Origin of the sequence: Bradyrhizobium sp. CSS354 (genome assembly GCF_029051725.1) — a bacterium.
In the GTDB taxonomy this organism is placed as follows: domain Bacteria; phylum Pseudomonadota; class Alphaproteobacteria; order Rhizobiales; family Xanthobacteraceae; genus Bradyrhizobium.
The window spans coordinates 445,253-457,488 of record NZ_JAACFU010000002.1; the positions used below are offsets into that span (position 1 = coordinate 445,253).

General features: G+C 65.0%; 8 protein-coding genes and 1 pseudogene. 1 reads left to right on the top strand and 8 read right to left on the bottom strand.

Annotated elements, in window-relative coordinates; genetic code table 11:
• The first annotated feature begins 4 nt into the window (after positions 1–4).
• A complete protein-coding gene (locus tag GWG67_RS06100) occupies positions 5–739 on the top strand; it encodes an SDR family NAD(P)-dependent oxidoreductase (protein WP_275168220.1) in 735 nt (244 codons plus the stop codon).
• Positions 740–1,005: 266 nt separating this feature from the next.
• Here the strand turns inward: GWG67_RS06100 and GWG67_RS06105 are convergent.
• The 8 genes and pseudogenes from GWG67_RS06105 to GWG67_RS06140 all read right to left on the bottom strand — a co-directional run.
• A pseudogene (locus GWG67_RS06105) lies at positions 1,006–1,967 on the bottom strand (5-methyltetrahydropteroyltriglutamate--homocysteine methyltransferase); the annotation flags it as partial.
• 317 nt (positions 1,968–2,284) lie between these two features.
• Positions 2,285–3,982: a GMC family oxidoreductase gene (locus GWG67_RS06110; RefSeq protein WP_275168221.1), complete on the bottom strand. Its 1,698-nt coding sequence runs from the start codon at positions 3,980–3,982 to the stop codon at positions 2,285–2,287.
• 60 nt (positions 3,983–4,042) lie between these two features.
• Positions 4,043–5,374 carry an MFS transporter gene (locus GWG67_RS06115; RefSeq protein WP_275168222.1) on the bottom strand — a complete coding sequence of 444 codons (1,332 nt, stop codon included), beginning with the start codon at positions 5,372–5,374 and terminating at the stop codon, positions 4,043–4,045.
• A gap of 73 nt (positions 5,375–5,447) precedes the next feature.
• Complete coding sequence (locus GWG67_RS06120) at positions 5,448–6,254, bottom strand: enoyl-CoA hydratase/isomerase family protein (RefSeq protein WP_275168223.1); 807 nt, start codon at positions 6,252–6,254, stop codon at positions 5,448–5,450.
• A gap of 30 nt (positions 6,255–6,284) precedes the next feature.
• Positions 6,285–7,829: an AMP-binding protein gene (locus GWG67_RS06125; protein WP_275168224.1), complete on the bottom strand. Its 1,545-nt coding sequence runs from the start codon at positions 7,827–7,829 to the stop codon at positions 6,285–6,287.
• Complete coding sequence (locus GWG67_RS06130) at positions 7,822–8,340, bottom strand: (2Fe-2S)-binding protein (protein WP_275168225.1); 519 nt, start codon at positions 8,338–8,340, stop codon at positions 7,822–7,824. The genes GWG67_RS06125 and GWG67_RS06130 overlap by 8 nt, the downstream gene beginning before the upstream one ends.
• Entirely contained in the window at positions 8,337–9,152 is an 816-nt protein-coding gene (locus GWG67_RS06135) for a xanthine dehydrogenase family protein subunit M (RefSeq protein WP_275168226.1), read from the bottom strand. Before GWG67_RS06135 ends, GWG67_RS06130 begins: the two co-directional genes overlap by 4 nt.
• A complete protein-coding gene (locus GWG67_RS06140) occupies positions 9,149–12,151 on the bottom strand; it encodes a molybdopterin cofactor-binding domain-containing protein (protein WP_275168227.1) in 3,003 nt (1,000 codons plus the stop codon). Before GWG67_RS06140 ends, GWG67_RS06135 begins: the two co-directional genes overlap by 4 nt.
• Between the last annotated feature and the right edge of the window lie 85 nt (positions 12,152–12,236).

The following is a 12,236-nucleotide window of genomic DNA, read 5'->3' on the forward strand; positions in this document are numbered from 1 at the left end:
TCCGATGAGTTCGAATTTTTCCCTCAAACCGGGCTTTCATGCCGTCGTGATCGGCGGCGCTGGCGACATTGGCGCCGCGATCAGCAATCAATTTTGCGATCTCGGTGCAACGGTGACGGCAACAGGCGCCAATGACGCCGATCTCGCCCGCACTCTCCTTAAGCCACGTGCCGGGCTCTCGCTCGCGGCGCTCGATGTCACCGACGACAACGCCGTCACGTCCTGTGCCCGGCAGCACAAGCGCGTGGACGCGCTGGTCAACTGCGCCGGAATTCTCGCGCGCGACAAGGAATTCGAGATCGAAACCTTCATGAAAGTGCTCGACGTCAATCTCACCGGCACGTTCCGGACCTGCATGGCGTTCCACCCCCTGCTCGCGGAGACGAAGGGCTCGATTGTCAACATCGCCTCGATGAACGCCACGCTGGCGTTGCCGCGGATCCCCGCCTATTGCGCCAGCAAAGGTGGCGTCGTGATGCTGACCAAGGCGCTGGCTTTGAAGTGGGCCGAAGAAGGCATCCGCGTCAATGCGGTGGCGCCCGGCTATATCGAAACGGCCATCAACGCCGCGGGCCGCACCGATGGTGCACACTATCAGCGCATTGCTGATCGCATTGCGTTCAAACGGTGGGGAAAGCCGGAAGACATTGCAGGTGCGGTCGCCTTCCTCTGCATGCCGGCCTCCCAATACGCCACCGGCACTGTTCTTGCCGTAGATGGCGGCTTCCTTGCGGGATGACCTAAGAAGGTCGGCTTCGCAGTCATTCCAACTTGCCGTGTGGATCTCTCTTGACCTCCCGGTGCACACGTCATGCACACGCCATTATCTAACCGACTGAAAGGCCCGCGGTCTCGCTCCAGTCCATCATGGGCCAATTTGGGCTAACTCCACCCAAGGACGGCGGAGTTGATCAAGAGCAACATGAATTGCGCCGACTTTCCTTTCCGCAAAGTAGTCGCTTCCGTTGCTCCGACATCAACATTCGAGAAGCCTCTCAAAACTCTTCAACCAACCTCACGCCGCACCTTAACTGCCGCATCGCACATGGCTTTCAGCTTCCCGAAGGCAGTTCTGCGTGGCATGTATTTCATGCCGCAATCCGGCGCCGGGATAAGACGATCGGCCGACACGTATTTGAGGCCGTTGCGAATGCGGTCGGCGACGGTATCGACGCTCTCGATCGCCGGATTGCCGAGGTCGAGCACGCCGAGCATGATCTTCTTCGACTAATCCTTGAGCACGCCGAGGTCGAGCTTCGGCTGCGCCGCCTCGATCGAGATCTGGTCGGCAATGGTGTCGTCGAGCTCGGCCAGGAACGAATAGCCGGCCGGCTTGTTTGACCCCGGCACGACCGCCGCATGGCCGAAGCAGAGATGGACGACGGCACGGTGATGCCATTTAGCGCGCGGTTGATCGCCTTCACGGCGTAGCGCTTGGCCAAATCCGGATTGTTACGCACCCAGGCCTCGTCGAGCTGGATCACGTCCGCGCCCGCTCTCTGCAGGTCGAGCACCTCTGCATTGACGGCCTCGGCGAGAGCCATCGCGAGCTCTTCGTCGTCCTTGTAGAATTCGTTCTTGGCCTGCTGGCTCATGGTGAACGGGCCCGGCAACGTGATCCTGGCGGCGCGGTCGGTATTCTCACGCAGGAACTGCATGTCGTGCAGCTCCACTGGAGCCCGACGTTTGACGGGACCAACGACGCGCGGCACCGGCGTCGGGGTGTTGCCGGTGCGCGCCACGATCATCGCGGGATTGTCTCCATCGATACCGTCGAGCGCGGTGGCGAAACGATTGGAGTAGCTCTCGCGGCGGATCGCGCCGTCGGTCACGATGTCAATCCCGGCGCGCTCCATGTCGCGGATCGCGACGATGGTGGCATCGTCCTGGGCTTCTTCCAGAAGCTCCGCCGGCAACCGCCACATGTCATGCAGGCGGGTGCGCGGCACCACCTTCGACAGCATGGCTCCAAACGGACGTTACCGCCCTAGTTGGGCGCTTGTTCAAATACCGTCAGAGATTAGGAGCGCGCTAGTCCAGTCGTTCGATGGTTCACGTGCCGCCACCACAAATCTTAAGCTATAGGTGTCCACTGATCTGGGAAGGCTAGGAGTCCAGTTGGCGCTCTCGACGCGCGATATCGTCAGCGGTCATTGGCCACAACCCATTGACAGTCCCGTTTCCTGTTTGTGGTTATCCAGTCTGGGTGATCCGGAAGTGCGGTGGCGCGCCGGGCGGTCTTGACGCTCTTTGCGCGCGTCTGCGGTTGGCGCATCAAAAACAGCTAACTTCGAAGCAAAAGCGCATCGCTGATCTTCTCGGCCGCCATGATCACGGGGATGTTGGTATTGGCCGTCGGCAACCGCGGCATGATCGAGGCATCCCCCACGAAGATATTATCGCTGCCGATCACCAGCCCTTCTGGATCGACCACTGCCATAGGGTCGGTGGGATCGCCCATGCGGCAGGTCCCCACGGGGTGCCAGACGCCGAAAACGCTCTGCCGCACGAAAGCTTCGAGCGCGCGGTGGTCGGCAAGCGTGGCCTGGAAGGTCGTACCATTGAGCAGCGCGAGCCGGATCACGAGCTGCCGGAGGCCAACGGGTACGTCGAGCATCGGCCCGAGGATGGACGCGACGATGCGGTTGGCCGTGCCATACCGGCTCAGCCGCTTGATGCACGGGGAATACGAGGCCGGGAAGAAGTCGGCGGCTTCAGGATTAAGCGCGGGGTGAACGACGAGGCTCGCAAGCAGGCGCACGGACGCAATCATCCGTTCGAGATCACGCGGATCGGACAACAGGTCGAAATCGACAACGGGATAGGTCTTGGGATCGGGCGCTGCCAGCTTCAGTGATCCGCTCGAATACGGCCGGTTACACCAGAGGAAATAGAGGCCGAGCCGGGTGCCCAGAGCATGCCAGCCGCCGCGCGCCGATGCTGTTATGTACATGTCGGAGGGATCGCAGCCTAGATGTCCCGACGAGAAGCGCATCGCGGCGAAGTTCGGGCGGCGACGCGCCAGCGGCAGTCGCAGCCGGCGCGGCAAATATTGGCAGAACGTCAGAGCTGGATGATCGCGTAGATTGCTACCCACGCCCGCGAGATCAATGGCCACGGGGATGCCGAGCGCCTGGAGCGCAGCGCCCGGGCCGATTCCCGCCCGCATCAGGATTGCCGGCGATTGCAACGCGCCTGCGGTGAGGATCACGCGGCTGGCGCTAACGGCAAGCTTCTGCCCGCCGCGCGCGACCACGACCCCCGTCGCGCGACGCCTTTCAAGCTGAAGCTGCGCCACCTCGCTTTCGGCCCAGATCGTCAGGTTCGGCCGTGCCCGCGTTGCCGCATCGAGATAGCCGGCAGCGGACGAGACGCGCCGATCGTTGTGGTTCGAAAAGGCCGGCGGAAAAATGCCATCCTCGAACTCGGCGTTCTGGTCTTTCCGGAACGGCAAGCCGGTTGCCGACAACGCTTCTCCGACGGCTTTGCCAAACCGGGGCATCGCCTCGCGTGCGACGCGGCGGATCGGGATCGGTCCGCTCTTGCCGTGCAGCGGGCCGTTGAAATCGAGGTCGGTTTCGAGCTTGAGAAAATAGGGCAGCACATCCGCCCAGCCCCAGCCATGCGCGCCCAGATCGCGCCATTCGTCGTAGTCGCGCGGCAGGCCACGATTTGCCGACTGCACATTGATACTGGACCCGCCACCCATGACCCGGCCCTGCTCATAGGCGCGGACGACCGGCTTGCCCTCGGCATTGCGGCCGGCTACGGCCGAAAGGCCCGGCCAGATGTATTTGTCGCCAAAGAACAGCGGCATCGGATAGCTGTCGAGGATTTCCGGCGGCGTCGCTTCGGGCGGCGTGTCCATCCCGGCCTCAATCAGAAGCACGCGGCGGCTCACGTCCGCAGAAAGCCGGTTCGCGAGCACACACCCCGCCGATCCGCCGCCGACGATCACATCGTCGAAATGCAGCTCATCCATTCCCATCTCGTTTTGCAATTCGATGGATCGGCGCGGCCGTTGCGGCCGCGCCGATATAATCTAGCGAAAGTTGCCCTTGGTCTCGGGAATCACGATCGCCCCGATCAGGTAGATCACGAACACCCCCACCGCGAAGTAGGCTAGAGACATCGGAATCTCCGCGGGGCTGCCGCTCACCAGCGAGACGAAGGTCGGCATCATGCCGCCCAGCGCGAAGCCGATGTTCCAGGACAGGCCCGTGCCGCTGGCGCGCAGCGCGGTGGGGAAACGCTCGTTGAGGAAGATCAGCACCGGCGCGTATCCGGCGTTGCCAATGAAGGCGATGGCAAACGCATAGAGCGTGATTTGCGTCGTGTCCTTGGTGGCAGCCAGGTTGAGATAGCAGAGCGGCAGCAGCACCGCCGCCAGCACGCCGATGATGAGGAACGTCTTCTTACGGCCGATGCGGTCGCTGAGCGCCCCCACCAGCACCGCGGAGCAGAACGCCGAGACACTCGCGCCCATCAGGATCAGCGATGAGGTTTGGTTCGGGACCGCATTAATGACTTTCAGGAAGCTCGGCAGATAGCCCGAGGTCAGATAGTAGCCGGCGCCGCCGCCGAAGGTGATCAGCAAATTAAGCAACAAGACGCCCCGATACTCGCCGGAGAACACGTCCTTGACCGGCGCCTTCGAGACCTTCGCCTGCTTGTTGCCCTGCTGACGCTTGAGCTCCTTGAAATAGGGCGACTCCTCGAGATTGCGGAAGATGAACCAGCCGAGCAGCGAGCTCAGCAAGCCGGAGAAGAACATGAAGCGCCAGCCCCACACGGCGAAGGCATCGCCCGGGAAGATCGAGGACGTAATCAGGAAGATGAAGGACGCCAGCAGTGCGCCGATGCCGGCGCCGCCGCCGCCGACCAGTCCGGACATCGCGCCGCGCCAGTGCGCCGGCACAGACTCGGTGCCGATGGTGTGGGTGGACGCCACGACGCCGCCGACGAAGATGCCCTGCACCAGGCGCAGAATCAGGAAGATCACCGGCGCGATCACGCCGACTTGCGCGATGGTCGGCAGCAGGCCGAAGGCCGCCGTGCTGATGCCGACACCGACGATCGCGATCAGCATGGCCTGCTTGCGGCCGTGCACGTCGGCATAGTGACCGAACACCGCCGAGCCGAGCGGCCGCATCAACAGCGTCACGGCAAACGAGCCATAGACCGCGGCCAGCGACAGCGCCGCATTGCTCGATGGAAAGAACAGCGCGCCGACGACCGGCGCGACATATAATAGAATGAACAAATCAAACAGGTCGAGCGCCCATCCGAGCACCGAGGCGATGATCGCATTGACCATCTGCTTGTTGTCCGCCGAGCTTCGCGCACCCGCGACCGGCATATCCATCTCAGCCATGTTGTTTTACCTCCCCCGTTTTGATAGAGCCGCGGTCCGCGCCATTGCGAACCGCAGCAGTTCTTCCCGCGTATCAGCGGCCGGCGAATTTCGGCGGGCGCTTGTCGTTGAAGGCCTCGACGCCTTCCTTGAAGTCCTCCGACTGGCGCAGGCGGCTGTAGCAATGGCCTTCGAGCTCGATGGCGATGGCGAGCGTCGAATCCTCGGTGTCGTTGAGGAGTTTTTTCGCCGTGCGCTGCGCCAGCGGCGAGAACGTGCGGAGCTCGTCGACCAGCTTGTCGGTCGCCTTCTCCAGCTCGGCATCCGGCACGCATTCGGTGGCGATGCCCCAATCGAACGCCTGCTTGGCCGAGATGCGCTTGGAGCGCATCACGATGTCCTTGGTGCGGGTGATGCCGACCATCTTCTGCAGGCGCGCCGAACCGCCCGACCCCGGGATCTGGCCGAGCTTCTGCTCCGGCAATGCGTATTGCGTGGTCTCGGATGCGATACGGAAGTCACAGGCGAGCGACAGCTCGAAGCCGACGCCGAAGCAATAGCCCCGGTTGGCGACGATGACGGGCTTGGCGCAGCGCGCCGGTGCTGCGATGTTCCAGGCGAGCTTGGAGACGTGCTCGGGGCTCGCCTCCATGAAGCCGCCGATATTACCGCCGCTGGAGAAATGCTCGCCCTCGCCGCGCACCACAATGGTGCGGACGCGCGGATCCTCGTCGAGCGTCTCGAAGGTCAGCCGCAGCTGGTCGCGCTGCGGCATTGCCACGACGTTGTATGGCGGACGGCCCAGGATGATGTCGGCGCGCTCATGCGCCTCGTCGATCTCGACCTTGAACCCGTCGAGCTTAGCGAGCCGGGCATCGGCGAATGTGTAGGGTGACGGCATGTTGGCTTCCTTCTGTTGAGTGCGTGATGATCAGGCGGCGTCCGACGGCGGCTGGCGCTCGGCCTCGTATTCTCCGGCAACGAGCAGTCGCCGCAGCAGCTTGCCGACCGGCGATTTGGGAATCGCGTCGACGAATACGTAGCGGCGCGGCCGCTTGAAATTGGCGAGGCCCGAGGTGCGGCAGAACTGCTCGAGCTCGACATCCGACACCGGACGGTTGCGTTTCACGAAAGCCGCGACGACCTTGCCCCATTTTTCGTCGGTGACGCCGACCACCGCGACCTCGTCGACCGCCGGATGCAGCGACAGACAGCTCTCGATCTCGACCGGCGAGACGTTCTCGCCGCCGGTGATGATCATGTCGTCGACGCGCCCGGTGACGAACAGGTCGCCGTCGGGATCGACGAAGCCGGTGTCGCCGGTGAAATACCAGCCCTCGCGCAGCGACTTGGCATCCGCTTCAGGACGGCGCCAGTAACCTTCGAACGCCTCGTCGCCGGCAAGCGTTGCGATGATCTCGCCCTCCTCGCCGACCGCCGCAAGCTCCGCGACCGATCGCGCGCCGATGCGCACCACCTTGATGTGCTGGTTCAGCCCGGCCTTGCCCGCCGACCCCGGCTTTGCCGCGGCGTTCTGGTCGATGGTAAAGGTGTAGATCTCCGAGCTGCCGTAGTGATTGACGAACAGGTCCGGCTTGAACGCCTCGTTCAGTTTTTTCAGCAGTCCGTCGGTCATCGACGCGCCGGCGAAGCCGAGCTTGCGGACGCTGGACACGTTGGTCCCAGCAAAGGCCTCGTGATGCACGAGGTCGTGATAGAGCGTCGGCACCAGATACAGATTGGTGATCGCCTCTTGCTCGATCAGCGCCAGCGCCTGGCGGCTGTCATAGCGCGGCAGGCAGACGAAACTGCCGCCGATCAGCGACATCGCCAGGAGCGAGCGGACCCCCATGGTGTGATAGAGCGGCATCACGCCAAGCGTGCGCTCGCCGCGGCCGTAGAGGTTTTGTGCGACATGGGCGATCGCCGCGGCACGTTCGGCGCGATGCCGCCGCGGCACGCCCTTTGGCCGCGACGTCGTGCCGGAGGTGTAGAGCATGATCGACCAGGAGTCCGCGCCGATGCGCGGCTCGGCATCTGGCGCGGCGTCCCGGATCAGATCGGCGAAGCTCGTCGCTCCGCCTGTGCCAGGATCGACGGACACGCGCAGCAGCTTGCCCGCCAGCGCCGATCCCTGCACTGCCTCCGCGGAAATATCCTGATAGACAAGCGCGCAGGCTTCGGCGTTCTCGATGCAATAGTCGAGCTCGTCGGCCTTGGCCCGCCAGTTGATCGGGGTGATCACGAGACCCGCAAACTGGCAGGCCCAGTGCAGCGTCGCCGCCTCCCAGCGGTTCTGCAGCAGCGTGACGACGTGATCGCCCGGCCTGAGGCCGAGGCGGTCGAAGGATGCCGCGAGTGCGGAGATCTTGTCGTACCATTGCCGGTAGGTCAGGCGGAGATCGCCGTCGACCAATGCAATGGCGTGGGGATCGCGCGCGGCGCTGGCCATGAAGCTGCTGGCGAGATCAAGCATCGGACGTCTCTTTTTTGGATGAAGCAAGCTGGGCGGCGGCTTCCAGCGCCGCCTGGATGATCGGGGTGTAGCCGGTGCAACGGCACAGATGGCCGCTGAGGAGATCGCGGATCTCCGCTTCCGTCGGTGCCGGGTTCCTGGCGAGATAGTGGTCGAGCGACATCAAAATGCCTGCGGTACAGAAGCCACACTGGAGCGCGTGGTTGCGGCGGAACGCCTGCTGCAGCACGCCGAGCCGGTCCGCCGATGGCGCCAGCCCTTCGACCGTCTGGATCTCGCAGCCATCGACCTGCGCTGCGAGCGTCAGACAGGACCGCGTCAGCATGCCGTCGACGACGATGGTGCAGGCGCCGCAGACGCCGTGCTCGCAGCCGACATGGGTGCCGGTCGCACCAATCTGGTGACGCAGGAAGTCGGAGAGCAGCATGCGCGGCTCGGCTTCCGACTGGACGGGCTTGCCATTCAGCGTGAGGCGGACGGAATGGCGGGCATCTGCCTTGAGGCGGGTCATTGCAGCACCTCGCCGATCAGGTCGCGGCCGATCATGCGGACGAGGTCGCGGCGGTAACGTGCGGTGGCGTGAACGTCGTCGCGCGCACCGAGCTCGTAGGCGAAGGCGTTGAGGACATCGTCGAGCGCGCCGCCCTGCAGAGGCGGCCAATCCCGCGCGGTCGGGACGTCGGCGACACCGCCGACGGCGAGGCGCACGCCCGTGGCGGTCTTCATCGCGGCGCAAGCGACGATGGCGAAATCGCCGTGACGGCGCGCCACCTCGCGGAAGGCAACGCGCGATCCCTGGATAACAGGCAGCGAGATGCCCTCGATCAATTCATCGTCGCTGCGCGCCGTCAGCATCATGCCGGCGAAGAAGTCCTGGGCCGCGACGCGGCGCCGACGTTTGGCACTGCGCAAAAGCACCTCGCCGCCGAGCGCGACCAGAGCCAGCGGCATCTCAGCGCTAGGATCGGCATGCGCGAGCGAGCCGCAGATGGTGCCGCGGCTACGGGTCTGCATGTGCCCGACCCATGGCAGCGCCAGCGCCACCAGCGGCAGCGCCTCGGCCAGCTCCGGCCAGGCGAGCAGATCGGCCTGGCGCACGCCGGCGCCAATGACGACGGCATCGGCCTTCCGATCGATCTTGCGCAGCTCCTCGAGGCGCATGATGTCGATCAGGAGTTTTGGCTTGGCGAGCCGCATATTGAGCATCGCCATCAGCGACTGGCCGCCGGCGAGCACGCGCGCGTCGCCGCCTTGCTGCGCGAGTCCTTCGAGGACGTCGCCGACAGTCTCGGCGCGGAGATAATCGAATGCGGGCGGCTTCATCGGCGCCCCCCGAACAGGCTGACGAGTTTCGTCAGCACCGCGAACAGCGAGAAACCGCCGCCAGTTGCACTACCGCCGCCGGCCTTGCGGGCCAGCGCCGTGAAGAACTGGCCGATGATGACGCGTGTCGCACCATCGAGCAGGCGGCCGCCGATGCTGGCGACCTTGCCGCCGATCGCGGCGTCGTAGCTGTAGGTCAGCTTTGTTCCGCCGCTGCCGTCGGGCGCGAGCGTGATCCGTCCCTCGGCTTTGCCGAAGCCGAGCGCGCCGGTGGCCCCTCCGCGCACGGTCACCGCGCGCGGCGGATCGAGATCGAACAATTCCACATCGGCTCGATAACGCCCGCTGACGGGGCCGATGCCGAGGGTGACATCGGCGCGGAAATGCGTGTCGGTGATCCTGTCGACACGCTGGCAGCCGGGAATGACGGATTGCAGCGTATCCGGATCGAGCAGCATCGCCCAGACCTGCTCCGGCGCGCCCTGCACCGAGGCCTGCCCCTCGCCGCGCAGCCGCCGGTCGCCCTCGCGCACGGGCGCCGCGGCCGCACCGCCAGCGGGCGGCGGCGGTTCGGCACGGCGCACCATCTCTGCGAGCCGCGCCGGCACCAGCGGCAGCGTGACGTCGGCAACACCGAGCGCGTCCGCGACCGCATTGGCGATGCACACCGGCGTCGACATGCAATTGCCCTCGCCGACGCCTTTTGCGCCGAGCGGCGTGAACGGCGACGGCGTCTCCATGTGGATGATCTCAGGCTCCGGCACCTCGGTGGTGGTCGGCAGCAGATAGTCGGCGAACGTACCCGTGAGGAAACTGCCGTCCTCGGCGTAGGCATATTCCTCGTACAACGCAGCACCGAGCGCCTGGGCAAAACCGCCACGGATCTGGCCGTCGACCATGCCGGGATGTAAAATCGTGCCGCAGTCGTGCATGGTGACGTAGCGGTCGATCCGCGTCTCCAGCGTGGTGCGGTCAATCTCGACGCCGCAGAAATCGAAGATGAAGCCGTGGCAGAGCGAGGAGTTGATGCGGTCGTCCTCGTCCGGCGGCGTCAGCTCCGGCGGCGTCCAGAACACGGTCTCGCGGATGGTCTGGACGGCATCGTCGGGCAGCGAGCCGGGCGACCAGTGGCTGAGGGCCGCGACGCGCGAGAACGCGATCCGGTTTTCCGGATTGTGTTTCGAAGAAACGAAGCCCCTTGCGAACACGATGTCCGCAGCTTCGACGTTGAGCTGGCTGGCCGCGATGCGGGCAAGACGGCCCGCAACGCGTTCAGCCGCGACCTTCGCCGTACCGGCGACGGCCGCAGCAAAACGGCTGGCATAGTTGCCCGATGCAATCGACCAGGCGTCCTTCGCCGTGTCGATCTCGGTGTTGACGCGGATATCCTTTGGCTGAAGGCCGAAGACATCGGCGACTACCTGGGACAGCACGGTGCGATGGCCCTGCCCCTGAGGCACCGACGCCACGTGGACGGTGACGCTGCCGACCGGATCGAGCCCGACGGTGGCGGTCGCCTGCGCGCCGTTCTTCGGGCCTGCCTTGCGGCGCTCGGCCGCCGTCAGCACGGTGGTGATGTAGCCCATGTTGGAGACGCTGGGTTCGACCACGGCGGTGAAGCCGATGCCGTAGAGGCCGCCACGCGCCTGCACCTCGTCACGCTTCGCCCTGAGCTCCGCGAGCCTTCCCTGCTCGACGGCGCGCGTGATCGCTTCTTGATAGTCGCCGGAATCGAGCAGCGCGCCGGTCGCGGTGCGATAGGGAAACGCGCCGGCATCGATCAGATTGCGCTTGATGACATCGAGCGGATCGAGGCCGAGCACGATTGCGATCCGCTGCACCAGGCGCTCTAGCGCGAAATAGACCTGCGGTCCGCCGAAACCGCGGTTGAGGCCGGTCGGCGTCTTGTTGGTGACGACGACGCGGTTGCGGATTTTGACGTGGCGGATGTCGTAAGCGCCGGTCAGATTGCCGTGCATGCGGTAGAGCGTGGCCGGCTCGGGCGCGCGCAGATGCGCGCCGCAATCCTCGACCTGGTCCCAGTCGAGCGCGAGGATCTTTCCGTCGGTCGCGACCGCCGCGGCCAGCGTCGTTGCACGGTTGGTGGCCGATACCGATGCGGTGAGATGCTCTAGCCGGTCCTCGATCCATTTCACCGGCCGTCCCGTCACACGTGCGGCCGCCGCAATCAGCACGATATAGGGAAACACGCCCTGCTTGACGCCAAAGCTGCCGCCGGAATCCGGCGGCGTGCGCAGCCGCAGCCGATTGCCAGGCACTTTGAGCGCACGCGCGATCACCGTGTGGATGCTGAACGGGCCCTGGAAATTGGCGAGCACCTCGAACGCATCTTCGCCGGCGTCATGCGAGGCCACGACGCCATAGGTCTCGATCGGCGTGCAGGAACTGCGGGGGTATTTGATATCGATGGAGAAGCGATGCGGCGCATCGGCGAAGGCCTTTTCAGGGTCGCCGTAGCTGAAGTGGCGATCGCTGGCGAGATTGCCGGGAAAGCCGTCGTGCAGCAGCGGTGCGCCGGGCGACAGCGTGCCGAGCGGATCGACGACAGCAGCGCGCGGGCGATATTCGACATTGACCAGCTCGGCTGCGTCCTCGGCGCGGGCGCGGTCGCTCGCTACGATCACAGCCACGGGCTCGCCGACATAGCGTACACGGTCCATCGCAATCGGCCAGCATTCGACCGGCGCCTTCACGCCGACGACGAGGCTGGTGGTAACGGCCTTGACGTCACTGCCGATCAGAATGGCCGCAACGCCCGGCAGGCGCTTGGCGGCTTCAACGTCTATGGAGAGAACATCGGCGTGCGCATGCGGCGAGCGCAGGATGGTCGCATGAAGCGTGCCAGGCTGAACGCCGAGATCGTCGATGAAGCGGCCATGGCCGCTGAGCAGCGCGGCATCCTCGACGCGTTCGATCGAGCGCCCGACCCATGGCTCATCGCCGCTTCCCGGATTTGCGGATTTGACCGCCTGTAACATGTCCCGGCATACCTCCCGACGCGCTCTATGACGCGGCGGTGACAGATGTCAGGACGGCAGGTGCGCGGGCCATACCGCCCGCTCT